Origin of the sequence: Pseudomonas macauensis, from assembly GCF_047902425.1 — a bacterium.
Classification (GTDB): domain Bacteria; phylum Pseudomonadota; class Gammaproteobacteria; order Pseudomonadales; family Pseudomonadaceae; genus Pseudomonas.
On record NZ_CP138377.1, the window covers coordinates 5392581 to 5416842 of the forward strand.

Consider the following 24262-nt stretch of genomic DNA (forward strand, 5'->3'; position numbering starts at 1 on the left):
AGGGTCTAGCCTCTTTCATCTGGGCGGGTGCCGGGCACCCGCGGTAAACGTTCGTCGAGCAGCTGGTGCAGTGCGCTGCCCTCTGGCCAGTTGCGCAGGAAGCGCGCACGGTCACGGGCATAGGCGCGGGCGAAGCTCGCTTCTCGCGAGTGGCGCTGCATGGCATCGAGGTCGATCAAGGACCATTGCCCACCTTCGCCCTGCTCCTGCCAGAACAGGTTGTGCCCCTTCAGGTCGCCATGGCTGATGCGCTCACGCACCAGCGCCGCGAACAGTCTGTCCAGGGCCACAAGCTCTGTTTCCGGCGGCAGGCCGCCCCCCTCCGGTTGGTCCAGGTAGGGTTTGAAACGGGCGATTATATCCTGACCCGCCAGGTAATCGGTAATCAGGAAGGCCGGGCCACGCAGCCAGAACCAACGACGTTCGAGGACCGCCAGCGGGCGCGGGGTGGCGATGCCGAGGAAGTCCAGGCGATTGCCCTCGCGCCAGGAGCCCCAGGCGCGGCTGGGACGCCAGAAGCGCTTGAACCAGTGCAGCAGGTTCTTGATGTTGTAACGCTTGATGACCAGGGGGCGGCCATCGAGCTCGACCTTGGCGACGGTCGCCGCGCCACCGGTCTTGTAGATGTGCCCCTTGGCGATGAAAGCATCCGGATCGGCCAGCAGCGGCTGCAGGCCGGACTCTTCCTCGCGACGCACCGCGCGCAGGCCGAACGGGCCCTTGAACACGCTGAACAGGCTGCAGTCGCGGGCGATCTTCTTCATCAGGTCGCCCACGCGCCAGCGGCGCACCTTGGCGATTTCCTTCTGCAGGGCTTCCAGCGGCAGCGCGTGCTCGCCGTTGGCCAGCAGATAGTGGATCAGCAGTTCTTCGAGGTACGGATCGAGGCTGGCCGGCAATTGGGCAAAGAACACGCCGAGGTTTTCCAGCACCTGCTTGCGCGACAGCGGCTGGCCGGGCGTTTCCGCACGGATGCCAGCACCATCGATCAGGTACAGCCTGCCACCATGGCGCAGCAGATTGTCCAGGTGCAGGTCCTCCTGCCACAGGCCCTTGGCATGCATCTGGGCGATAGCGGTCAGGGCTTCGGCGATGATCGCGGCCTGTTCATCGGACAGCACCGACTGGCCTTCCACCGCGCGCCAGGCATCCCAGAGGCTCTGGGCGTTATCCAGGAACTCGAAGAGCAGCCAGCCGCCCTCGCCGTCCTTGAGGCCGTCGGCCAGCAGAGTCGGCGTGGTCAGGCCCTGCTCGGCGAGCAGGCGCACGCCTTCGCGCTCACGCTGGAAGTGCCGCGCGGCCTTGCCGCCGACCAGCAACTTGGCCAGCGCCGGGCGGCCGCGCCAATTGGCCGCGCCAACATAGCGCTGTCCAGGCAGAGTGCGAAGCAGGCTATCCAGGCGCAGCTCGGCGGCGCCGGCGCCATCCTCCAGCTCGACGCGCAGCGGCAGCGCGGGGGTGCGGCCGGCGTCGCGCAGGGCAGACAACCTCATGCGCGGCCTTCCTTCTTCTTGCGGCGAGCGCCCAGGCGGCGGTACCAGTCGTCGACCTCGCGGCCGCTGGCCGAGGTGCCGAGATAGGCCGCCAGCAGGTTGCGCACGTCGGTCTCGTTCCAGTCCGGCGCGCGGCGCAGCAGCGGTTCGAGATCGCGCACGCGGTCGCGCTGGCCGAACCACAGCGGACGGGTCTTCTCCAGGTCGATCAGGGTCGCTTCATAGGCGTCGTCCGTCTCGCGCAGGAAAATGTGCTTGGGGTAGAAGCAGCCATGCATCTGCCCGGCCTCGTGCAGGCGGCGGGCAAGCATGCCGCAGGCGTGCAGGATGGCCTGGCGCCGCTCGGCGGAGAGGTTCGACCAGCCCTGCAGCAGGCTGTCCAGGTCGCGCCAGCCATCCAGGGCACGGGTCATCAGGATCGCCCGGCGTTCGCCGCCGACCTGCCGCGCGCCAAAGAAGGCCGCCTGCATCGAGGGGATGCCAAGCTGGTGGTAGCGCTGGATATTGCGGAACTCGCGGCTGAAGGTCGGCTCGCCCATGGGCTTGCGGACGCTGCGGGTCAGGTGATTGCTCTGGCGCTTGAGATAGTAGGCGGTGCCGTCCAGCTCCAGGCGATAGACACTGCTCCAGCCACCACGCTCGGTGTTGGGTTCGTCCACGGCTTCCAGCTCAAGGTTCCACAGGGCATCGAAATCGGCCAGGGCGTTGCGCTCGAGCAGCGCCTGATCGTCGCTGGCAATGAAATCCTTCACTCGCGTCCCTCGAAGAAATGGACGATCTGCCGGACACGCTTCTTGTCCGACACGTTCAATCGTTCGCGGCGCCGGTACAGCAGGTAGAACTGCAGACGCTGCGTGTAGGAAAGATGGTGCTTGGCGACCTTGTCGAGGGTCGCCAGGTCCTTGGTGATGCGGTAGCGCAGCATGAAGCTGACCCAGTAGCCGCCGATAGGGCAATCGATGAAATACACCTTGCCGGTTTCATCCACCAGGATGTTTCGCCACTTCAGGTCGTTATGGGTGAAGTGGTGGTCATGCATGATCCGCGTGTAGCTCGCCAACTGCCTGCTGACGTGCTTGACCCAGGCGCGATCCTTCAAGCGCGGATCGTTGCGCTTGGCCAGGGCGTGCAGGTCCTCGGTGCCGACCAGCTCGCGGGTGATGATCGCGCCACGGGCGAAGGCGCCGTCCACGCGCTCAAGACCATGGGCCACCACCTGCGCCGTGGGGATGCCCCACTTGGCGAACTGCTTGAGGTTCTGCCACTCGGCCTTGACCCGGGGGCGCGGCAGATAGCGGCGAAAGCCCTTGCCCGGCTTGCGGTAGCGCTTGACGTAGTAGCGCACACCCGCGCGCTCCACGCGGATGACATCGGACATCGCATCCTTGGTGATGCGATCGCCGTCGAGGGCGAACACGGCATCCAGGCTGCCGAAGTCGGCGGCCAGGTGCTGGTAGTCGGCTTCGAGTGCCCAGCCGGCCATCAGAGCAGGTCTCCATAACGTTGCTTGCGGTCGTACAGCTTGGCCGCCTTGCGCTCCATCCACGCCAGCAGCGCGGCCTCGTCGCGCAGGATGTCACGCAGCGTCTTACCGAAGTAATCGCGCAGGAAGCGCAGTTTGTCGCGGCGCGTCAGGCCGATGTCCAGCGCGGAGAAGTACAGCGCGGCCAGGTCCTTGTTGCGCCAGCGGCGCGGTGTGGAATCACGGGTCTGGGCGCGGTGCAGGTCGATCACCGACAGGCGCAGGTCATCGGCACTGATAGGGCGATCGGTGTGCAGCAGGAAATGGCAGATGTAGCAGTCGCGGTGGTTCACCCCGGCGCGGTGCATGGTGCCAACCATCTTCGCCACTTCGGCGATCAGCGCGCGTTTGAGGCGCGGCTCCGGCGGCTGCTGCCGCCAGTCCAGCGACAGGACCTCCAGGTCGGTGGTCGGCGCCAGCTCCTCGGTGATGATGAAGGAATGCTGGGCGGCCGGGTTGCCGCCGCGCTCGCCATAGGCCACCGAGGTCATGGTCGCAACGCCGGCCTGGTGCAGGCGCTCCAGGGCGCGCTGTTCCTGGCCCGCGCCGAGCACCGGCAGCTTCACGCTGAACAGGTTCTTGACGATCTCGCCCCAGCCGATGCCACGATGAATCTTCACGAAGTAGCCGCGCCCGTCGACTTCGGTGCGCAGCGTACGGCGCCCTTCCAGCTCGCGGTAGACCTTGCCCTGCAGGCGCTCGACCTCAGTGAAGGGGTCCTTGCCGACCCAGAGGGTCTTGAACGGCTCGTGCAGTTCGAGCTTCATGCGCGCTCCCGCAGGATCAGGTCGGCGGCATGCTGCGGCATGCTGTAGAGATCGGCGGTGTCGGCGAAGCCCAGGCCATTGCGCGACCATTCGGCACGCGCGGCATCGTCCTCCAGCATGTCCTTGAGCATGGTGTTGAAAGCGTCCTGCTCGAAGGGCGACGGCACTACCCGGCCGGCCTTGGCTTCGTCGATGTAGTGGGCGTAGCCGCAGACATCGGTGACCAGCACCGGCAGCCCCGCCACCACCGCTTCCAGCAGCACGGTGCCGGTGTTTTCGTTGTACGCCGGGTGGATCAGCAGGTCGGCGCCCAGCAGGAAGCGCGGGATGTCGCTGCGCCCCTTGAGTATCTGCACGTTGTCCGACAGCCCCAGCGCCTTCACCTGCAGGAGGAAGGGCTTGGGGTCGTCCTGGCCGATGGCGATCAGCCGGGTTCGCTTGCGCAGCGAGCGCGGCAGCGCGGCCAGCGCCTTCAGGCTGCGATCCAGGCCCTTGGTCTTGAAGCCAGAGCCGATCTGCACCAGCAGCAGGTCGTCATCGGCCAGCTTGAACTCGCGACGGAACTCGGCGCGGATATCCGCGGCGTTGGCCGGCGCGCGGCGATCCTGGGCGATGCCCGGCGGCAGCAGATGGAAACGCGCTTCCGGGGTGCGGTAGTGCTTGATGAACAGCGGCTGCTGGACTTCGGAGATCATCAGGATCTCGGTCTTGGACTCGGGCGCGAACACCGCGCGCTCGTAGTCGGCGAAGTGCTTGTAGCGGCCCCAGCGACGGTAGATCGGATTGCGCAGCGTCTGCGCCTTGTCCTCGAAACAGCCGTCGGCGGCGTAGTAGAGGTCCAGACCCGGCATCTTGTTGAAGCCGATCACCCGATCCACCGGCGAGCGCGCGAGATCGGCGGCCAGCCAGGCGCTGAACTTCTCGTTGCGGCGATGGTTGAACAGCGCCTTCACCGGCGCCACGCGCACATCGAAACCGGGCGGAATCTCGCCCTCCCAGATCGGCGTGTAGACGCGAATGGCGTGGCCGCGTTTCTGGCACTCCAGGGCGATGCGCATGAAGTCGCGCTGCAGCCCGCCGAACGGGAAGTATTTATAGAGGACGAAAGCCAGGGTCATCGAAGCGTCTCCGGGGCCAGCAGCAGAGCCTCCAACTGCGTCGCCACACGCTGCGGATTGAGGCGCGTGAAGCACAGGGGCTGTTCATGCCGCAGGTCGAATTGGCGCTTGTCTTCGGCCGTCGGCTGGTAGGTGCAGGTCTTCTGCAAACAGGGCGCGCAAGACCAGTCGCTGGCCAGGTGCACCTGCGAACGCCCGTAGGCGCCGGTCAAGCCCGGATTGGTCGGGCCGAACAGCGAGAGCGTCGGCACGTCCAGCGCGGCTGCCAGGTGTCCGAGCCCGGTGTCGACCGCCACGCAGGCGGAAGCGCCGGCCAGTACCTTGGCCATGCCTGCGAGGCTTAATTTGGGGAGCACCGAGGCATTTTCCAAGCCCTGGGCCAGTCGCTCGGCGCGCTGGCGCTCGGCGTCGTTGCCCCAGGGCAGGCGCACCGACCAGCCGCGCTCGCCCATGCGCTCGGCCAGCTCGCGCCAGTAGGCCTCGGGCCAGTGCTTGGTGACCCAGGTGGTGCCGTGCAGGAAGACCAGGTAAGGCTCGGTTTCCACCGAGTCCAGCAGGCGGCTGCGGTCCAGGCCGTAGTCGCCGGTGCCGCTGGGCAGCGGGTAGTCCAGCGCCTGGGCGAACAACTGGCGCACGCGCTCGACGGCGTGCTGGCCCCAGGCGACCGGGTAGGTGCGGCGATAGAAGCGGCTGGCAGCCGGCTCACGGGCGGACTCGCGGTTCAGCCCGGCGACAGGGGTGCGGCGGCGCACGTAGCGGGTCAGCCACGCGCTCTTGAGCAGGCCCTGGGCATCGATCACCAGGTCGTAGTCGACTTCCTTCAGGCGCCGCTTGAAACGGCTCCATTCGCCGCTCTTGAGCGTCTGCCAGAGGTTCTTGCGCCAGCGGCGGATCGCCACCGGGATAACCTGGGCCACCGCCGGATGCCAGGCGGGAATCTCGGCGAAGCCCTCCTCGACTACCCAGTCGAACTGGATGCCGGGAATGGCTCGGGCGGCGTCGGTGAGCGCCGGCAGGGTATGGATGACGTCGCCCAGGGACGACGTCTTGATCAACAGCACCCTCATTCCGCGCTTTCCACGTCCACCGGGTCGGCGACCAGACGGTCCAGCGCTTCAAGCACCGGACTGGGCTTGAGTTCGCGCAGGCAGTTGTAGTGGCCGAAGCGGCACACGCGGTCGAAGCAGGGGCTGCACTCCAGGCCGAGGCGGACGATTTCCACATGTTCGGCCAGGGGCGGGGTGAACTGCGGCGAGGTGGAGCCGTAGACCGCAACCAGCGGGCGGTTCAGCGCGGCAGCCACGTGCATCAGGCCGGAATCGTTGGTGACCACGGCGCCGGCGCAGGACATCAGGTCGATGGCCTCGGCCAGGGCGGTCTCGCCGGCCAGGTTCACCGATTCCTCGCGCAGACCAGGGATCAGCCGCGAGCGGATGTCCTCGCCGCCGGGATGATCGTTCTTCGAGCCGAAGATCCAAACCTGCCAGCCGGCGCGAATCTTGGCCTCAGCCACCTTGGCGTAGTACTCGGCCGGCCAGCGCTTGGCCTCGCCGAACTCGGCGCCAGGGCACAGCGCCAGCACCGGGCGGTCCAGGCTCAGACCGAACTTGGCCAGGGCGGCATCGCGGCTCTGCGCCTCGATGGACAGGCGGGGCTGTGGATAAGGTTGCGGCAGCTCGGCGCCGGCCTCATAAGCCAGTGCCATGAAGCGCTCGATCATCAGCGGGTAGCGCTCCTTGTCGAGCGTGCGGATGTCGTTGAGCAGTCCGTAGCGCATCTCGCCTTTCCAGCCGGTGCGCCTGGGGATGCCGGCGAAGTACGGCACCAGCGCCGACTTCAGCGAGTTCGGCAGCAGGATGGCCTGGTCGTATTGCCCCTTGAGGGACTTGCCGATGCGCCGGCGCGCGGCGATGTCCAGCACGCCGTGGCCGAGCGGGAAGCTCAGCGCCTGGCGCACTTCAGGCATGCGCTCGAGGATCGGCCGGCTCCAGTCAGGCGCCAGCACGTCGATCACACAGTCGGGATGGCGCTGCTTCAGGCAGTGGAACAGCGTCTGCGCCATCACCATGTCGCCCACCCAGGAGGGGCCTACGATCAGAATTCTCATGCGTTTTCCGAAAAACGACCGGGGAGGCTCTCGCCTCCCCGTACTCCATTCATCCAGCCGTTCGGCGCGGGCCGTTACGGTCGGGTGCCGGGCATCGAATGCCGGCAGTCTAGCCCAGCCGGCGCGCCTGCCGGGCGGATTTCGTCACTCCCTGTGACCTGGCGCAATGGCATCATGCGCCCTGTTCCTGACATCAATTGCTCCCCAACCCCGGCGCTCTCCGCAACGAATGCGCGCTCACAGCGCAAGCCGCTGCGGCGATCGTCATCCCGCCGCAGGCTGGGTATTTCGTGGGAAATCCGCAGCGATTCAGGTCAGCTCGAAGGCCTTCCACATCGACATCACCATGCGCCGCTCCGCATGGAAGTGGTCACCGCTCACGACGCCCGGCTGCTTCTGCAGGGACAGTCGATGGGCCGCCGCACGATACGCCCGGTAGGCATCCTGCAGGCGAAGGACATCTTCACCGGACATCAGGCCAACCCGCTCCAGGCCATCCAGAATGCGGATGTTGTCGGTGAACTCCAGCAGCTCCGGGTGCTGCCACGACCAGGCCAGGGCCGCGTATTGCACCATAAATTCGATATCGACGATACCACCGGCGTCCTGCTTGAGATCGAACGACGACGCGGCCTCGAAGGCATTTTTCGCGGTGCCGGCGGCCGTGCCAGGGGTGCCCAGGTTGTCGCGCATCTTCGCGCGCATCTCGCTGACTTCCTTGCGCAGCTCCGCCAGGTCGCGTTGCTGGCCCAGCACTTTCGCGCGGATCGCCTCGAAGGCGCCGGCCACCCGCTTGCAGCCGGCCAGCACGCGGGCGCGCACCAACGCCTGGTGCTCCCAGGTCCAGGCTTCGCCCATCTGGTAGGCCTCGAAGGCGCGCAACGAACTGACCAGCAGGCCCGAAGCGCCACTGGGGCGCAAGCGCATATCCACCTCATAAAGCGTACCGGACGGCGTCTGCGCGGTAAGGAAGTGAATGATCTTCTGCCCCAGGCGCGTATAGAACTGCGCGCCATCGATGGACTTCTCGCCGTCAGTCTCGCTCTGCGGGTCGCCGTCGTGGATGAACACCAGGTCCAGGTCCGAGCCGTGGCCCAGCTCCAACCCGCCCGATTTGCCGTAGCCAATAATGATGAAGTCCGGATCGCAGGGCGTGCCGTCGACGCGGGTCGGGCGTCCGTGGCGCTGCACCAGTTGATCCCAGGCCAGCGCCAGCACCTGTTCGAGGATCGCCTCGGCCAGCCAGGTCAGGTAGTCGCTGACCTTCATCAGCGGCAGGGTGCCGGCGATTTCCGAGGCCACCACACGCAGGGCATGGGCCAGCTTGAAGTGACGCAGGGTTTCCATCTGCTGCTCGAGGTCATCCTCGGGGATGCGCATCAGCCGCTCGCGCAGCTCGGCGCCCAGTTCGGCGGCCTGCGGCGGACGGAACAGGCGCCCTTCGTTCAACAGCTCGTCGAGCAGGATGGGAAACTTGGCGATCTGCTCGGCCACCATAGGGCTGGCCGCGCAGAGGGTCAGCAGGCGCTCCAGGGCGCCTGGGTTCTCGGTCAGCAGCACCAGATAGGCCGAACGTCGGGCCACCGCCTCGATCAGGGGCAGCGTACGCTCCAGCAGCACGTCCGCCGGACCGCGCTCGGCGATCATGTTCAGCAGGCGCGGCATGAAGGCATCCAGCCGCTCCCGACCCAGGCGCTGCATGGCGCGCACCTGCGCACCGTGGCGCAGGTCGGTCAGACGCTTCCAGGCCGCCGCCGGCTGGGCGAACCCGGCATCGGCGAACTGCCGGCAGGCGGACTCCTCGTCCACCGCCTCTTCCCAGATCGGAATCCACTCGCCGCCGATGGTGGTGTCGACCTTGCCGTCCTCGTCTTCGTCGGGGTCGGCGATGACCTGGTGGAAGTGCCAGTCGATGCGCTCGCGCCAGTGATTGATGGCGTCGTGGAACGCCGACCAGTTGGCGTAACCCATGATGAAAGCCACGCGGATGCGTTCCAGCTCGTCCTCCGGCAGCATCTGCGTCTGCCGATCAGCGATGGCCTGCAGGGCGTGCTCGGCGTAGCGCAGGAATTCGTAGCCCTCGCGCAGCTCGGCGACTACCTGCGGCGGCAGGTAGCCCTGGCCTTCGAGGATCGCCAGCACGCGCAGCAACGGCCGCTGCTGCAGGCTGAGGTCGCGGCCACCGTGGATCAGCTGGAAGGCCTGGGCGATGAACTCCACCTCGCGGATGCCGCCGGCGCCGAGTTTGATGTTCTCGCTCATGCCCTTGCGCCGGACCTCCTGCTGGATCAGCTGCTTCATGGTGCGCAGCGCTTCGATGGCGGAGAAGTCCAGGTAACGGCGGTAAACGAAGGGACGCAGCATTTCCAGCAGGCGCTGGCCGGCATCCTGGTCGCCGCCGACCACCCGCGCCTTGATCATCGCGTAGCGTTCCCAGTCGCGGCCCTGGTCCTGGTAGTACTGCTCCAGCGCAGCGAAGCTGTACACCAGCGGGCCGCTGGAGCCGTATGGCCGCAGGCGCATGTCGACGCGGAAGGCGAAACCGTCGACGGTGATGGCGTCCAGCGCCTTGATCAGCTTCTGCCCCAGGCGGGTGAAGAACTCCTGGTTATCCAGTGCGCGCTTGGCGCCCTGGGTTTCGCCGCCTTCGGGGTAGCCGAAGATCAGGTCGATGTCCGAAGACAGGTTCAGCTCGCCCGCCCCCAGCTTGCCCATGCCCAGCACGATCAGGTGCTGCGGCAGCCCGGAACGATTGCCGATGGGCGTACCGAACTGCTGGCAATGGCGGGCGTACAGCCATTGGTAAGCCTGGTCGATGCAGGCGTCGGCGAGGTCGGACAGATCGCGGCAGGTGCCGGCCAGGTCGCAGCGACGGGTCAGGTCGCGCCAGATGATGCGCACCTGCTGGCGCCGGCGGAAACGGCGCAGACGGCGGCCCAGCTCGTCCTCATCGGCGCATTCGTGCAACAGCGCTTCCAGTTGCGCACGCATCTCGCCCGGCTGCAGGCCGCGCTCCAGCTCACCGGTCGCGGCCAGCTCCAATAGAAAGGCAGGATCGCGCTGGACCTGTTCGGCGACGAAGTCGCTGCCGGCGGTCACGCGGGCGAAATCGGCATGCCGCTCGTCGGACCAGCCGTCGAAACTGGCGATCTGCTCGGGAGAAAGCTGGGAAACGGCGGTGCGGAAATTCTGTTCCGCCCGTTCGGCGAGGGGCTTCAGGGTGGCCGGCACAGCGGCCAGGGACGGCAGGCTCATGTTCTATCCTGAGGGGTCGGCGAGGCGCCGGCATTCCTGTCTTTTCGCGCCCCTGTAGTTTTACTACTAACTTTTTCTGGCAGAGGGATGTATCTGTCAGCGATTTGTAGTAAAACTACAACCCGCCGGGCGCACCCCCGGTGTACTTCCAAGAATTCGCCGCGTCGCCCACGAGGCCGGCGCAGCTATCGGCAACGATCTACTGGCTTCCGATTCTGGAAGCCTTTCCGCCCTGGAGCAAGCCATGCAAGACCTTGATCCCGTCGAAACCCAGGAATGGCTGGACGCCCTGGAATCGGTCCTGGACCGTGAAGGTGAGGAACGCGCCCATTACCTGATGACCCGCATGGGCGAACTGGCTACCCGTACCGGTACCCAACTGCCCTACGCCATCACCACGCCGTACCGCAACACCATTCCGGTCACCCACGAAGCCCGCATGCCCGGCGACCTGTTCATGGAACGCCGCATCCGCTCGCTGGTACGCTGGAACGCCCTGGCGATGGTGATGAAGGCCAACAAGAACGACCCGGATCTGGGCGGCCACATCTCCTCCTTCGCTTCGTCCGCGACCCTGTACGACGTTGGCTTCAACTACTTCTTCCAGGCCCCGACCGACGAACACGGCGGCGACCTGGTGTTCTTCCAGGGCCACGCCTCCCCCGGCGTCTATGCCCGCGCCTTCCTCGAAGGCCGCATCAGCGAAGACCAGCTGAACAACTTCCGTCAGGAAGTGGACGGCAACGGCCTGTCCTCCTACCCGCACCCCTGGCTGATGCCGGACTTCTGGCAGTTCCCGACCGTCTCCATGGGTCTGGGCCCGATCCAGGCGATCTACCAGGCGCGCTTCATGAAGTACCTGGAAAGCCGTGGCTTCATCCCTGCCGGCAAGCAGAAGGTCTGGTGCTTCATGGGCGACGGCGAGTGCGACGAGCCCGAATCCCTGGGCGCGATCTCCCTGGCCGGCCGCGAAAAGCTGGACAACCTGATCTTCGTCATCAACTGCAACCTGCAGCGCCTCGACGGCCCGGTTCGCGGCAACGGCAAGATCATCCAGGAACTCGAAGGCGTGTTCCGTGGCGCCGAGTGGAACGTCAACAAGGTGGTCTGGGGTCGCTTCTGGGACCCGCTGTTCGCCAAGGACGAAGCCGGCCTGCTGCAGCAGCGCATGGACGAGGTCATCGACGGCGAATACCAGAACTACAAGGCAAAGGACGGCGCCTACGTGCGTGAGCACTTCTTCGGTGCGCGTCCGGAGCTGCTGGAGATGGTCAAGGACCTCTCCGACGAAGAGATCTGGAAACTCAACCGTGGCGGCCACGACCCCTACAAGGTCTATGCGGCCTACCACCAGGCGGTCAACCACAAGGGCCAGCCGACCGTCATCCTGGCCAAGACCATCAAGGGCTACGGTACCGGTTCGGGCGAAGCGAAGAACATCGCGCACAACGTCAAGAAGGTCGACGTCGAGTCCCTGAAGTCGTTCCGCGACAAGTTCGACATCCCGATCAAGGATGCCGACCTGGAAAACCTGCCGTTCTACCGCCCCGAAGAAGGCAGCGCCGAAGCCAAGTACCTGGCTTCCCGCCGTGCCGCGCTGGGTGGCGTGATGCCGGTTCGCCGCGAGAAGAGCTTCCAGGTCCCGGTTCCCCCGCTGGAAACCCTCAAGGCCATCCTCGACGGCTCGGGCGACCGCGAAATCTCCACCACCATGGCCTTCGTGCGGATCATCTCGCAACTGGTCAAGGACAAGGAACTCGGCCCGCGCATCGTCCCGATCGTGCCGGACGAAGCCCGTACCTTCGGTATGGAAGGCATGTTCCGCCAGCTGGGCATCTACTCCTCCGTCGGCCAGCTGTACGAGCCGGTGGACAAGGACCAGGTGATGTTCTACCGCGAGGACAAGAAAGGTCAGATCCTCGAGGAAGGCATCAACGAAGCCGGCGCCATGTCCAGCTGGATCGCCGCGGGTACCTCGTACTCCACGCACAACCAGCCGATGCTGCCGTTCTACATCTTCTATTCGATGTTCGGCTTCCAGCGTATCGGCGACCTGGCCTGGGCCGCTGGCGACAGCCGCGCGCACGGCTTCCTGATCGGCGGCACCGCCGGCCGTACCACCCTGAACGGTGAAGGCCTGCAGCACGAAGACGGTCACAGCCACCTGCTGGCGGCGACCATCCCGAACTGCCGCACCTACGATCCGACCTACGCCTACGAGCTGGCGGTGATCATCCGCGAAGGCTCGCGCCAGATGATCGAAGAGCAGCAGGACATCTTCTATTACATCACCGTGATGAACGAGAACTACGTTCAGCCGGCCATGCCCAAGGGCGCCGAAGAAGGCATCATCAAGGGTATGTACCTCCTCGACGAGGACAAGAAGGACGCCGCGCACCACGTGCAACTGCTGGGTTCGGGCACCATCCTGCGTGAAGTCGAGGAAGCCGCGAAGATCCTGCGCAACGACTTCGGCATCGGCGCCGACGTCTGGTCGGTACCGAGCTTCAACGAACTGCGCCGTGATGGCCTGGCCGTTGAGCGCTGGAACCGCCTGCACCCGGGTCAGAAGCCCAAGCAGAGCTACGTCGAAGAGTGCCTGGGCGGCCGCAAGGGCCCGGTCATCGCCTCCACCGACTACATGAAGCTCTACGCCGAGCAGATCCGTCAGTGGGTTCCGAGCAAGGAGTACAAGGTGCTGGGCACCGACGGCTTCGGCCGCAGCGACAGCCGCCGCAAGCTGCGCGACTTCTTCGAAGTGGACCGTCACTGGGTCGTTCTGGCCGCGCTGGAAGCCCTGGCCGATCGTGGCGATATCGAACCCAAGGTCGTGGCGGAAGCCATCGCCAAGTTCGGTATCAACCCCGAAAAACGTAACCCGCTGGACTGCTGAGGAGAGGCACGATGAGCGAACTGATTCGTGTACCCGACATCGGCAATGGTCAGGGTGAAGTCATCGAACTGCTGGTCAAGGTCGGCGACACCGTCGAGGCCGACCAGAGCCTGCTGACCCTGGAGTCGGACAAGGCCAGCATGGAAATCCCCTCGCCCAAAGCCGGCGTGGTGAAGAGCCTGAAGGTCAAGGTGGGCGACACCCTGAAGGAAGGCGACGAGATCCTCGAGCTGGAAGTCGAAGGTGGTTCGGCCGCCGCCGAAGCGCCCAAGGCCGAAGCTCCGGCTCCGGTTGCCGAGGCACCGAAGGCAGAGGCTCCGGCCGCTGCCCCGGCGCCGGCTGCCGCGCCCGCCGCCGGCGCCAGCGTCCAGGACATCCACGTCCCGGACATCGGTTCCGCCGGCAAGGCCAACGTCATCGAAGTCATGGTGAAAGCCGGCGACACGGTCGAGGCCGACCAGTCGCTGATCACCCTGGAATCGGACAAGGCCAGCATGGAAATCCCCTCGCCGGCTGCCGGCGTGGTGGAAAGCGTGTCGATCAAGATCGGTGACGAAGTCGGCACCGGCGACCTGATCCTCAAGCTCAAGGTCGCAGGCGCCGCAGCTCCGGCGGCGGCTGCTGCTCCGGCGGCTGCCCCGGCTCCGGCCGCTGCTGCCCCCGCTGCCGCTCCGGCACCGGCTGCCGCCGCGCCTGCCAAGGCTGCGGAAGTCGCTCCGGTGGGCGCGCCCAGCCGTGACGGCGCCAAGGTCCACGCCGGCCCCGCCGTGCGCATGGTTGCCCGCGAGTTCGGCGTCGAGCTGTCCGAAGTGAAAGGCACCGGTCCGAAAGGCCGCATCCTCAAGGAAGACGTGCAGGCGTTCGTCAAGGAACAACTGCAACGCGCCAAATCCGGCGCGCCGGCTGGCGCTACCGGTGGCGCGGGCATTCCGCCGATCCCGGAAGTCGACTTCAGCAAGTTCGGCGAAGTGGAAGAAGTGGCGATGACCCGCCTGATGCAGGTCGGCGCCGCCAACCTGCATCGCAGCTGGCTGAACGTGCCGCACGTGACCCAGTTCGACTCGGCGGACATCACCGAGATGGAAGCCTTCCGCGTGGCCCAGAAAGCCGTCGCGGAGAAGGCTGGCGTCAAGCTGACCGTGCTGCCGATCCTGCTGAAAGCCTGTGCTCACCTGCTCAAGGAAATGCCGGACTTCAACAGCTCGCTGGCCCCCAGCGGCAAGGCGCTGATCCGCAAGAAGTACGTGCACATCGGCTTCGCCGTGGACACGCCGGACGGTCTGCTGGTCCCGGTGATCAAGAACGTCGACCAGAAGAGCCTCCTGCAGCTCGCCGCCGAAGCCGCCGAACTGGCCGAGAAAGCGCGCACCAAGAAGCTCTCCGCCGACGCCATGCAGGGCGCCTGCTTCACCATCTCCAGCCTCGGCCACATTGGCGGCACCGGCTTCACGCCGATCGTCAACGCGCCGGAAGTGGCGATCCTGGGCGTCAGCAAGGCGGCCATGCAGCCGGTATGGGACGGCAAGGCCTTCCAGCCGCGCCTGATGCTGCCGCTGTCGCTGTCCTACGATCACCGCGTGATCAACGGGGCGGCCGCGGCGCGCTACACCAAGCGCCTGTCCGACCTGCTGGGCGATATCCGCACCCTGCTGCTGTAAGTGCTGCTCTTGTAAGTGTTGCAAGAGGCCGGCCTCGTGCCGGCCTTTCCTCTCGACGAGCACGCCACGCTCGTTCTCTCCAGCCCTGCCGGATGGCGGGGCTTCTTTTTGTCCGCACGACTCCGATCGACGCTGCCCCGCATCCGCCTCAACTTCGCTGCGTGACGGCCGATACAGTCCTGGCTTGTCAGCGCCCCACGCCTCATGCAAATCTTGCCAACGCCCATAGAATTCGGCCGAGGCAATGCACCTCGCCCGTACCTGGAAATCACACCGCGCATGAAGAGTCATCCCGATGCCGCCAGCCGTTCGGTGGCCGAGGTTGTCACGCAACTCCCGGTCCCCTCGCGGCTCGGGCTGTTGCGCTTCGAGCGCCTGAACGAATCCAGCTGGACCCTGCTGTTCCTCGACCCGGGCTGCGAACGCCAGATCGGCGTACCCGCCCAGGACCTCTGCGGCATCCTCGATGCCCCCTACGCCAGCCTGATGGAGCCCGAGGCGCGGCATCGCCTGCACGAGCAGGTCCAGCAGCAACTGCTGCAGGACGGTCGCTACCAGGTGCGCTACTGCCTGCACTCGCCGCGCGGCCCGCTGAACATCCTGGAGGTCGGCGAGGCCTTCCAGCAGCACGGCCGGCAACTGCTGCACGGCTTCCTGTTGCAGGACGAGGGCGACGCCCAGACCGCCGCGCCGGACCCACGACTGCAGGAACTGGAAGCCCAGAACCTGCGCCTGAAGATGTCCCTGGAGATGTACCAGCGTTCCCAGGACGAACACCTGCAGCACCTGGTGCGCTCGCGCACCCAGCAGAACCTGATCGTGCGCCTGGCGCGGCACCGCTACCTGTCCAGCGACCCGCTGCTGGAAGCCGCGCAGCTGATCGCCCAGGCCGCCTGCGAAGTCTATGACGTGGCCCGCGCCGGCATCTGGCGTCTGCATCCGGACAATCGTCTGGAAGCGGTCACCGTCTACCGCCGCGACATCGACCAGTACGAGAAGCCGCAGGACATCGACGCCAGCAGCTTCCCCCACTACCTCGACGCGGTGCACAGCGGCCGCGCCATCGACGCCCACAATGCCATCCAGGACCCGCGCACCCAGGAATTGGCCAAGCGCTACCTGCGCCCCCAGGGCGTCAACGCCATGCTCGACGCCACCATCCGCATCGGCGGCGAAGTGGTCGGGGTGCTGTGCCTGGAGCACGTCGGCGAAGTGCGCATGTGGCAGAGCGACGAGATCGCCTTCGCCGGCGAACTGGCCGACCAGTATGCCCAGGTGCTGATGAACCACGAGCGGCGCAACGTCTCCAGCGCCCTGCACCTGTTCCAGCGCGCCGTCGAGCAGAGCGCCAGCGCCTTCCTGCTGATCGACCGCGACGGGCTGGTGGAATACGTCAACCCCAGCTTCACCGCCATCACCCAGTACGGCGCCGATGAAGTGCGCGGCCGCCACCTGCCGGAACTGCCCGCCCTGGCCAACCTCAGCGAGCTGCTGTTCGATGCGCGCTCCACCCTGGTCACCCAGAACAGCTGGCAGGGCGAATTCCGCAGCCGGCGCAAGAACCTCGAGCCTTACTGGGGCCAGCTGTCGCTGTCGAAGGTCCACGACGACCGGGGCGAACTGACCCACTACATCGGCATCTACGAAGACATCACCCAGAGCAAGCTGGCCCAGCAGCACATCGAGAAGCTCGCCTACCGCGACAACCTCACCGGGCTGGCCAACCGGCACTTCTTCATCAGCGCCCTGGAAGAGCGCCTGCAGGCCGGCAGCCGGCACTCGCTGGGCCTGCTGCTGGTGGACATCGACAATTTCAAGCGGATCAACGACAGCCTCGGCCACCAGACCGGTGACAAGCTGCTGGCCAACCTGGCCCGGCGCCTGCGCAGCAGCCTGAGCGACAACACCACCCTGGCGCGTTTCGCCAGCAACGAATTCGCCGTGCTGCTGGAAGAATCGGTGGCCGGCCGTGGCGAGCAGATCGCCGAACAGATCCTCGACGTGCTCGACAAGCCGCTGTTCGTCGACAACCAGCTGATCAGCATCACCGGCTCCGTCGGTATCGCCTACGCGCCACAGCATGGCCACGACCCGCAGACCCTGATGAAGCACGCCGGCCTTGCGCTGCACAAGGCCAAGGCCAACGGCAAGCACCAGGTGCAGACCTTCACCGAAGCGATGACCGCCGAGGCCAGCTACAAGCTGTTCGTCGAAAGCAACCTGCGCCGCGCGCTGGTGCAGGACGAACTGGCGGTGCACTACCAACCCAAGCTGTGCCTGCGCAGCGGGCAGCTGCTGGGCCTGGAAGCGCTGCTGCGCTGGCAGCACCCGGAAAAGGGCATGATCCGCCCGGACCAGTTCATCAGCGTGGCCGAGGAAACCGGCCTGATCATCCCCATCGGCAAATGGGTGATCCGCCAGGCCTGCCGACAGGTGCGCGAACTGGCCGCCAAGGGCCTGGGCGAGCTGCACATCGCCATCAACCTGTCACCCAAGCAGTTCAGCGACCCCGACCTGGTCGGCTCCATCGCCGCGATCCTCCACGAGGAAGGCATCCCCGCCGGCCAGATGGAACTGGAACTCACCGAAAGCCTGCTGCTGGACGCCACCGATGACACCCGCCAGCAACTGGAGAGCCTGAAGGACCTCGGCCTGACCCTGGCCATGGACGACTTCGGCACCGGCTACTCGTCGCTGAGCTACCTGAAGAAATTCCCCATCGACGTGATCAAGATCGATCGCAGCTTCATCAAGGACATTCCCGACAACCAGGACGACATGGAGATCACCTCGGCGGTGATCGCCATGGCCCACAACCTCAAGCTGCAGGTGGTCGCCGAAGGCGTCGAGACCGCCGCCCAACTGGCCTTCCTGCGGCGCAACCGCTGCGACATCGGCCAGGGTTACCTGTTCGACCGGCCGATTCCCGGCGTCGATCTCTCCTCCAGCCTGCAACGCTATCCCTGCCGCCCGAATTGAGCCGCTCTGGCGCGGCGTGCCCGCAGCCATGCCCACGAATCCGCTCAAACATCCCGCAAAGCGAATCAAACGCTGTAATCTTCGGCGAGTACCCGAGTCTATTGCCGCCCCCATTCAGAGGAGACGAATGCCATGACCCTGCGCTCGCAAATACTTGCCCACAAGCTGGAACTGCCCAGCTCCGCCCAAGCCCTGCCGGGCCGGGAAAGCCCGATGCCAGTGCCGGAAGCGCATTACGTCAATGGCCGTCCGCTTACTGCTCCCTTCCCCGCCGGCCTGCAGCAGATCGTGCTGGGCCTGGGCTGCTTCTGGGGCGCCGAGCGGCGTTTCTGGCAGCAGCCGGGCGTGTGGGTGACGGCGGTGGGTTATGCCGGCGGCCTGACCCCGAACCCGACCTACGATGAAGTCTGCTCCGGCCTGACCGGCCACAGCGAAGTGGTGCTGGTGGTCTTCGACCCGCGAGAGACCAGCATCGAGGCGCTGCTCAAAGTGTTCTGGGAATCCCATGACCCGACCCAGGGCATGCGCCAGGGCAACGACACCGGCACCCAGTACCGTTCGGCGGTCTACTGGTTCGACCAGGCGCAGAAAGCTGCCATCGACGCCAGCCGCGCGGCCTTCCAGAAAGAGCTGAGCGCCAAGGGCTACGGCGAGATCACCACGGAAATCCGCGAGGTACCGCCGTTCTACTACGCCGAGGCCTACCACCAGCAGTACCTGGCGAAGAACCCCAACGGCTATTGCGGCCTGGGCGGCACCGGCGTGTGCCTGCCGGCGTAACAAAAGCCCCTCACCCTATCCCTCTCCCGCAAGCGGGAGAGGGGACCGTTCGGCGCCGGAGGAAACGACTCAGTCAGCCGGCACGGACAGCTCCCTCTCCCTTAGGGAGAGGGCTGGGGTGAGGGGACACGCCGGCACAGCGTTTCAAGAGGAATAATGGTTTCTCCCACAAAAAAGCCCCGGCATTGCCGGGGCTTTTTTCATTCCGCAATCAGCCAGTCCAACTGCCAGCTACCTTCGCTCTGCGCCAGCGTATCCGCCAGCCACGGCAGCAGGCCGCGCAGCTCCTCGTCCAGCGGCCACGGCGGATTCGCGATGACCAGGCCGGAGCCGTTCAGGCGCTCGGCCGTGTCCGCCGGATGCACGCAAAGCTCCGCGCGCAACAGCTTGGGCGCCGAGCTCTTCTCCAGGCGCTGGTAGAAGCGCTTGAGCTGGCGACGATCCTTGATCGGGTACCAGATGGCGACCACGGTCTGGCGCATGCGGCCGATGGCCTCGTCCAGCGCGGCCACGCAGCGTTCCAGATCGTCACCCTGCTCGAACGGCGGGTCGATCAGCAGCACGCCACGCTTCTCGGACACCGGCAGAAAGGCTCGAGGCAGCAGCCAGCCGTCGCCCTGGTGCACGGCGATGCGACGCTCGCCGCCCATGTTGGCCTTGAGCAGGCGGCCGTCCTCGGGATGCAGCTCGTTGAGCAGCACGCGGTCCTGCGGGCGGGTCAGGCGGCGCGCCAGCTCCGGCGAGCCGGGATAGAACTCCAGGCCGCCGTCGGGATTCAGGGTGCGCACTACCTCCAGGTAGTCCTGCAGCAGCTCCGGCAGATCATCGCGCTCCCACAGGCGGCCGATGCCCGACTCCCACTCGCCGGTGCGGCTGGCTTCGTCGCCCAGCAGGTCGTACAGGCCCACACCCGAGTGGCTGTCGAGGTAGGCGAAGGGCGTGTCCTTGCGCGCCATCAGCGCGAAGATGCGCGCCAGGGCGATGTGTTTGAACACGTCGGCGTGGTTGCCGGCGTGGTAGGCATGGCGGTAGTTCATGGATGGCAGACTCCTCAAGGCGCGCAGTGTAGCCGTAGTCGAGGTGTTTTAGCCCTTTATCACGCTCGTGGATGATTCTGTGCGAGGTTCATTCACCAGACTAGACTGCGGCCATTCCCACGGAGGTCGATCCATGTCCGAGACCCTGCTCAGCTCCCGCAACCTCGCTTTCGAACTCTACGAAGTACTCGATGCCGAGGCCCTGACCCTGCGCGAACGCTTCGCCGACCACAACCGCGAGACCTTCGACGCCGCCCTGGGTACCGCCCGTGGCATCGCCGAGGAGCTGTTCGCCCCGCACAACCGCAAGAACGACGAGAACGAACCGCAGTACGTCGATGGCGGCGCGGTGCTGATTCCGGAAGTGAAGCCAGCGGTGGACGCCTTCAACGAGGCCGGCTTCCAGAACGCCTCGCGCAGCTTCGAACAGGGTGGCATGCAACTGCCGCACCTGCTGTCGCGCGCCTGCTTCGCGCACTTCCAGTCGGCCAACATCGCCACCTCGTCCTACCCGATGCTGAGCATGGGCGCCAGCCACCTGATCGAGACCTTCGGCAGCGACGAGCAGAAGCGCCTGTTCCTCCAGCCGATGATCGAGGGCCGCTGGTTCGGCACCATGGCCCTGACCGAGCCCCACGCCGGCTCGTCCCTGGCCGACATCCGCACCCGCGCGGAACCGGCTGCCGACGGCAGCTACCGGATCAAGGGCAACAAGATCTTCATCTCCGGCGGCGACCACCCGTTGTCGGACAACATCGTGCACATGGTCCTGGCCAAGCTGCCGGACGCGCCGCCCGGCGTGAAAGGCATCAGCCTGTTCATCGTGCCGAAGTTCCTGGTCAACGCCGACGGCTCCCTCGGCGCGCGCAACGACGTGGCCCTGGCCGGGCTGTTCCACAAGATGGGCTGGCGCGGCACCACCTCCACGGCGCTGAACTTCGGCGATAAAGGCGAGTGCGTCGGCTATCTGGTCGGCAAGCCGCACCACGGCCTGGCCTACATGTTCCAGATGATGAACGAGGCGCGCATCGGCGTCGGCATGGGCGCGATCATGCTCGGCTATGCCGGCTACCTGTACTCGCTGGAATACGCCCGCGAACGCCCGCAGGGCCGCCCGGTGGACGCCAAGGACCCGACCTCCGCCCCCGTGGCGATCATCGAGCACGCCGACGTGCGGCGCATGCTGCTGACCCAGAAGGCCTACGTCGAAGGCGCCTTCGATCTCGGCCTGTACGCCGCGCGCCTGGTGGACGACTGCGAGACGCTGCCCACCGAGGAGGGGCGCAAGCAGGCCCACGAACTGCTCGACCTGCTCACCCCGATCGTCAAATCCTGGCCCTCGGAGTTCTGCCTCAAGGCCAACGAGCTGGCCATCCAGATCCTTGGCGGCCACGGCTACACCCGTGAATACCCGGTGGAGCAGTACTACCGCGACAACCGCCTGAACCCGATTCATGAAGGCACCCACGGCATCCAGTCGCTGGACCTGCTGGGGCGCAAGCTTGCACAGAACAACGGCGCCGGCCTCAAGCAACTGACCCGCCTGATCAACCAGTGCTGCGCACGCGCCCAGGCGCACCCGTCGCTGGACAAGCTGCGCGAGCCGCTGGAGCAGTTGATGGCGCGCCTGTCGGCGACCACCCTGAGCCTGCTCGGCGACCTGATGCAGGGCCGCGTGGCCCAGGGCCTGGCCAACTCCGCGCTGTACCTGAAGGTATTCGGTCACGCGGTAATCGGCTGGCGCTGGCTGGAGCAGGCGATCCGCGCCGAGGAAGGACTGGCGCTGATACAGAAAGGCGCAGGCAACGCCGCCGATACCGACTTCTACCGCGGCAAGCTGCAGGCCGCACGCTACTTCCTGACCTGGGAAGTACCTGCCTGCCACCACGAGCTGGCGTTGCTCGAAGCCCGCGACGACACCTGTTCGACCATGCAGGACACCTGGTTCTAGCCCTGCATGCCCTCCTGCCCCGGTCACGTCCGGGGCTTTTTTATGCCCGCCGTCTGGAGCGGCGCTACTGCACCCGGCGGACATTTTCCCCATCAACAACCAAAAAAACTGACAAACAGCATCAAACCATCCGACAGCGAAACCAGGGTGACCTGCCGTTGAATAGCGCCCGCGCAACTTCACGACCGTCACGCCCATGGCAATCAATCCCCCAACACGTCCTCACCTCCTGCTCGTTCTGCTGTCCCTGCTCTCCACCATCATTGGGCTGACCTGCATGGTCCAGCTGCTGAGCCCGGAGTCGGCGGACGCACTCCCCAATGAAAGCCCGTTACGCGTCCCGACGCAGTCGCTGAGCGCCGCCCCCATCTACAGCGAGCCCAGCGCCGAAGCCTTCGAGCACGCCGATCAGTACCTGAAGATCATCGACAAGGCGATGATCGACGGACTGGCCGTACTGCGCGGCGGCGATGGCCCCTCCATCGCCTCACAGAGCCGCTACTTCAATGCGCTGGTGAATGCCGGCTACGCCCAGTTCGGCTCTTCCTACCAGGAACCGCTGGGCAGTTGCGGCGTCGCCGGCAGCTCGGCACGGAGTCTTTGGCATACGCAGATTCGTACCGTCACCGGCCCCCGCCAGGAAGACCCGTCCGGCGAAGTGCACAAGGCACTTCTCACCCTGCAACAGGACCGGGAAGCCTGCCTCCTGGCCGCACGGCTCGCTCCCGACCAGCCACTGCGCTGGACACCCGCAACACTGTCCGCCCTCAACCTGATCCCCGCCTGGAGCGATGCCGCGCCCTGGCCGGAAATCGTCGCTGAACGAACCTCAACTAACCTTTGACAGCCTTGCAAATCCGCAGGTTAGAATCTCTTGGCATGCGGCCTGCATCCTGATCCCCGAGTAGCGTCGCCACTCCCCAACTCCCCTGGAGGTCGACACTTTGGATGCCGTGGCCATCAACAGCTATTTCCTGATCGCTGCTGTGCTGATCGGCATGAGCATCCTGGTCAGCTCGCTGTCCTCGCGACTGGGCATCCCGATCCTGGTCATCTTCCTCGCCGTGGGCATGGTCGCCGGCACCGACGGCCCCGGCGGCATCGGCTTCTCCAACTATCCCATCGCCTACCTGGTGGGCAACCTGGCGCTGGCCGTGATCCTTCTCGACGGCGGTTTGCGCACGCGGGTGGCGAGTTTCCGCGTGGCGCTCTGGCCGGCGCTCTCGCTGGCCACAGCCGGGGTGCTGATCACCGCCGGCCTGACCGGCATCGCCGCCGCCTGGCTGTTCAAGCTGAGCTGGATGGAGGGCCTGCTGATCGGCGCCATCGTCGGTTCCACCGACGCCGCGGCGGTGTTCTCCCTACTGGGCGGCAAGGGCCTCAACGAACGTGTCACCGCCACCCTGGAAATCGAGTCGGGCAGCAACGACCCGATGGCGGTGTTCCTCACCGTCACCCTGATCGACATGCTCGCCCACGGCGAGAGCGGCATGAGCTGGAGCTTCCTCTGGCATTTCCTGCGCGAGTTCGGCATCGGCTCGCTGCTCGGCCTGGGCGGCGGCTGGCTGCTGCTGCAGGTGATCAACCGCATCCACCTGGCCAGCGGCCTCTACCCACTGCTGGTAATCAGCGGCGGCCTGCTGATTTTCGCCGTGTCCAACGCGGTGCACGGCAGCGGCATCCTTGCCATCTACCTGTGCGGCCTGATGCTGGGCAACCAGCCGATCCGCTCCCGCCACGGCATCCTGCACATGCTCGACGGCATGGCCTGGCTGGCGCAGATCGGCATGTTCCTGGTCCTCGGCCTGCTGGTCACGCCCCACGACCTCTGGCCCATCGCCCTGCCGGCGCTGGGCCTGGCGCTGTGGATGATCCTCTTCGCCCGCCCGCTCTCGGTGCTGGTCGGCCTGATTCCATTCCGCGCCTTCCATGGCCGCGAGAAGGCCTTCATCGCCTGGGTCGGCCTGCGCGGCGCGGTGCCGATCATTCTCGCCGTGTTCCCGCTGATGGCGGGCTTGCCCAACGCGCAGCTGTTCTTCAACGTGGCCTTCTTCATCGTGCTGGTCTCGCTGCTGGTGCAAGGCACCAGCCTGCCCTGGGCCGCCAAGCTGCTGCGGGTGATTGTGCCGCCGGACCCGGCGCCGATCTCCCGTGCCGGCCTGGAGGTCCACCCGACCAGTGAATGGGAGCTGTTCGTCTATCACCTGAGCAAGGAAAAGTGGTGCATCGGCGCCGCCCTGCGCGAGCTGAAGATGCCCGACGGCACCCGTATCGCCGCCCTGTTCCGGGGCACCCAGCTGCTGCACCCGTCCGGCAGTACCATCCTCGAGGCCGACGACATCCTTTGCGTGATCGGTCACGAGCATGACCTCCCCGCCCTTGGCAAACTGTTCAGCCAGGCACCGGACCGCGGTCTGGGTGCGCGCTTCTTCGGCGATTTCGTCCTCGAAGGCGACGCCCAGCTCTCGGCCGTGTCCTCGCTGTATGGCCTGAAGCTGGAAGGCGTGGACGGCGAGCAGACGCTGGGCCGCTTCATCGCCCACGAAATCGGCGGCCAGGCGATCATCGGCGACCAGGTGGAATGGAACGGCCTGACCTGGACCGTCGCCGCCCTGGACGGGAACAAGATCCGCAAGGTGGGGGTCAAATTCCCCGAAGGCCGCCCCGGCCCCGGTCTGTTCCTCTGACCGCCTACCGGCGCT

Annotated in this window: 16 protein-coding genes; 7 read left to right on the forward strand and 9 right to left on the reverse strand. The window is 66.1% G+C overall.

Annotated elements, in window-relative coordinates:
• Positions 1-5 precede the first annotated feature (5 nt).
• From SD196_RS24760 to glnE, 8 genes are all read right to left on the reverse strand, one after another.
• The gene (locus tag SD196_RS24760) at positions 6-1493 is read right to left on the reverse strand and encodes a lipopolysaccharide kinase InaA family protein (protein ID WP_343576700.1); all 1488 of its coding nucleotides are present in this window, start codon (positions 1491-1493) and stop codon (positions 6-8) included.
• Positions 1490-2245 (reverse strand): lipopolysaccharide kinase InaA family protein, encoded by a 756-nt coding sequence (locus SD196_RS24765; protein ID WP_275608957.1) that lies wholly within the window; start codon positions 2243-2245, stop codon positions 1490-1492. The genes SD196_RS24760 and SD196_RS24765 overlap by 4 nt, the downstream gene beginning before the upstream one ends.
• The gene (locus SD196_RS24770; RefSeq protein ID WP_343576694.1) at positions 2242-2976 is read right to left on the reverse strand and encodes a lipopolysaccharide kinase InaA family protein; all 735 of its coding nucleotides are present in this window, start codon (positions 2974-2976) and stop codon (positions 2242-2244) included. The genes SD196_RS24765 and SD196_RS24770 overlap by 4 nt, the downstream gene beginning before the upstream one ends.
• Positions 2976-3782: a lipopolysaccharide core heptose(I) kinase RfaP gene (rfaP, locus tag SD196_RS24775; RefSeq protein WP_275608959.1), complete on the reverse strand. Its 807-nt coding sequence runs from the start codon at positions 3780-3782 to the stop codon at positions 2976-2978. The genes SD196_RS24770 and rfaP overlap by 1 nt, the downstream gene beginning before the upstream one ends.
• The gene (locus tag SD196_RS24780) at positions 3779-4900 is read right to left on the reverse strand and encodes a glycosyltransferase family 4 protein (RefSeq protein ID WP_343576691.1); all 1122 of its coding nucleotides are present in this window, start codon (positions 4898-4900) and stop codon (positions 3779-3781) included. Before SD196_RS24780 ends, rfaP begins: the two co-directional genes overlap by 4 nt.
• A complete protein-coding gene (gene waaC / locus SD196_RS24785; protein WP_275608961.1) occupies positions 4897-5967 on the reverse strand; it encodes a lipopolysaccharide heptosyltransferase I in 1071 nt (356 codons plus the stop codon). Before waaC ends, SD196_RS24780 begins: the two co-directional genes overlap by 4 nt.
• Positions 5964-7007 (reverse strand): lipopolysaccharide heptosyltransferase II, encoded by a 1044-nt coding sequence (gene waaF / locus SD196_RS24790; RefSeq protein ID WP_343576684.1) that lies wholly within the window; start codon positions 7005-7007, stop codon positions 5964-5966. Before waaF ends, waaC begins: the two co-directional genes overlap by 4 nt.
• Before the next feature lie 309 nt (positions 7008-7316).
• Positions 7317-10262 carry a bifunctional [glutamate--ammonia ligase]-adenylyl-L-tyrosine phosphorylase/[glutamate--ammonia-ligase] adenylyltransferase gene (gene glnE, locus SD196_RS24795; RefSeq protein ID WP_275608963.1) on the reverse strand — a complete coding sequence of 982 codons (2946 nt, stop codon included), beginning with the start codon at positions 10260-10262 and terminating at the stop codon, positions 7317-7319.
• A gap of 244 nt (positions 10263-10506) precedes the next feature.
• Here glnE and aceE point away from each other — a divergent pair, with 244 nt between their 5' ends.
• The 4 genes from aceE to msrA all read left to right on the forward strand — a co-directional run bounded on the left by aceE (position 10507) and on the right by msrA (position 18572).
• A complete protein-coding gene (gene aceE, locus SD196_RS24800) occupies positions 10507-13155 on the forward strand; it encodes a pyruvate dehydrogenase (acetyl-transferring), homodimeric type (protein ID WP_275608964.1) in 2649 nt (882 codons plus the stop codon).
• Positions 13156-13166: 11 nt separating this feature from the next.
• Positions 13167-14813 carry a dihydrolipoyllysine-residue acetyltransferase gene (gene aceF / locus SD196_RS24805; protein ID WP_331317824.1) on the forward strand — a complete coding sequence of 549 codons (1647 nt, stop codon included), beginning with the start codon at positions 13167-13169 and terminating at the stop codon, positions 14811-14813.
• Positions 14814-15092: 279 nt separating this feature from the next.
• Positions 15093-17792 (forward strand): putative bifunctional diguanylate cyclase/phosphodiesterase, encoded by a 2700-nt coding sequence (locus tag SD196_RS24810; RefSeq protein WP_331317826.1) that lies wholly within the window; start codon positions 15093-15095, stop codon positions 17790-17792.
• Between the two features lie 132 nt (positions 17793-17924).
• The gene (msrA, locus tag SD196_RS24815; RefSeq protein ID WP_343576677.1) at positions 17925-18572 is read left to right on the forward strand and encodes a peptide-methionine (S)-S-oxide reductase MsrA; all 648 of its coding nucleotides are present in this window, start codon (positions 17925-17927) and stop codon (positions 18570-18572) included.
• A gap of 200 nt (positions 18573-18772) precedes the next feature.
• On the opposite strand, the gene SD196_RS24820 is transcribed toward msrA, so the two are convergent.
• The gene (locus tag SD196_RS24820; protein WP_343576674.1) at positions 18773-19609 is read right to left on the reverse strand and encodes a 23S rRNA (adenine(2030)-N(6))-methyltransferase RlmJ; all 837 of its coding nucleotides are present in this window, start codon (positions 19607-19609) and stop codon (positions 18773-18775) included.
• A 133-nt stretch (positions 19610-19742) separates the two neighbouring features.
• Between SD196_RS24820 and SD196_RS24825 the strand changes: the two genes are divergently transcribed.
• The 3 genes from SD196_RS24825 (at position 19743) to SD196_RS24835 (ending at position 24247) form a co-directional block, all read left to right on the forward strand.
• Positions 19743-21560, forward strand: a complete 1818-nt coding sequence (locus tag SD196_RS24825; RefSeq protein WP_343576671.1) for an acyl-CoA dehydrogenase — start codon at positions 19743-19745, stop codon at positions 21558-21560.
• 196 nt (positions 21561-21756) lie between these two features.
• Positions 21757-22404: a hypothetical protein gene (locus SD196_RS24830; protein ID WP_343576669.1), complete on the forward strand. Its 648-nt coding sequence runs from the start codon at positions 21757-21759 to the stop codon at positions 22402-22404.
• A 100-nt stretch (positions 22405-22504) separates the two neighbouring features.
• A complete protein-coding gene (locus SD196_RS24835) occupies positions 22505-24247 on the forward strand; it encodes a potassium/proton antiporter (RefSeq protein ID WP_275608971.1) in 1743 nt (580 codons plus the stop codon).
• Positions 24248-24262 lie beyond the last annotated feature (15 nt).

Excerpts from the sequence above, each read along its gene's own strand:
- SD196_RS24760 (WP_343576700.1), bottom strand. The coding sequence starts at position 1,493 with ATGAGGTTGTCTGCCCTGCGCGACGCCGGCCGCACCCCCGCGCTGCCG.
- SD196_RS24770 (WP_343576694.1), bottom strand. The coding sequence starts at position 2,976 with ATGGCCGGCTGGGCACTCGAAGCCGACTACCAGCACCTGGCCGCCGAC.
- rfaP (WP_275608959.1), bottom strand. The coding sequence starts at position 3,782 with ATGAAGCTCGAACTGCACGAGCCGTTCAAGACCCTCTGGGTCGGCAAG.
- SD196_RS24780 (WP_343576691.1), bottom strand. The coding sequence starts at position 4,900 with ATGACCCTGGCTTTCGTCCTCTATAAATACTTCCCGTTCGGCGGGCTG.
- waaC (WP_275608961.1), bottom strand. The coding sequence starts at position 5,967 with ATGAGGGTGCTGTTGATCAAGACGTCGTCCCTGGGCGACGTCATCCAT.
- waaF (WP_343576684.1), bottom strand. The coding sequence starts at position 7,007 with ATGAGAATTCTGATCGTAGGCCCCTCCTGGGTGGGCGACATGGTGATG.
- glnE (WP_275608963.1), bottom strand. The coding sequence starts at position 10,262 with ATGAGCCTGCCGTCCCTGGCCGCTGTGCCGGCCACCCTGAAGCCCCTC.
- aceE (WP_275608964.1), top strand. The coding sequence starts at position 10,507 with ATGCAAGACCTTGATCCCGTCGAAACCCAGGAATGGCTGGACGCCCTG.
- aceF (WP_331317824.1), top strand. The coding sequence starts at position 13,167 with ATGAGCGAACTGATTCGTGTACCCGACATCGGCAATGGTCAGGGTGAA.
- SD196_RS24810 (WP_331317826.1), top strand. The coding sequence starts at position 15,093 with ATGAAGAGTCATCCCGATGCCGCCAGCCGTTCGGTGGCCGAGGTTGTC.
- msrA (WP_343576677.1), top strand. The coding sequence starts at position 17,925 with ATGACCCTGCGCTCGCAAATACTTGCCCACAAGCTGGAACTGCCCAGC.
- SD196_RS24820 (WP_343576674.1), bottom strand. The coding sequence starts at position 19,609 with ATGAACTACCGCCATGCCTACCACGCCGGCAACCACGCCGACGTGTTC.
- SD196_RS24825 (WP_343576671.1), top strand. The coding sequence starts at position 19,743 with ATGTCCGAGACCCTGCTCAGCTCCCGCAACCTCGCTTTCGAACTCTAC.
- SD196_RS24830 (WP_343576669.1), top strand. The coding sequence starts at position 21,757 with ATGGCAATCAATCCCCCAACACGTCCTCACCTCCTGCTCGTTCTGCTG.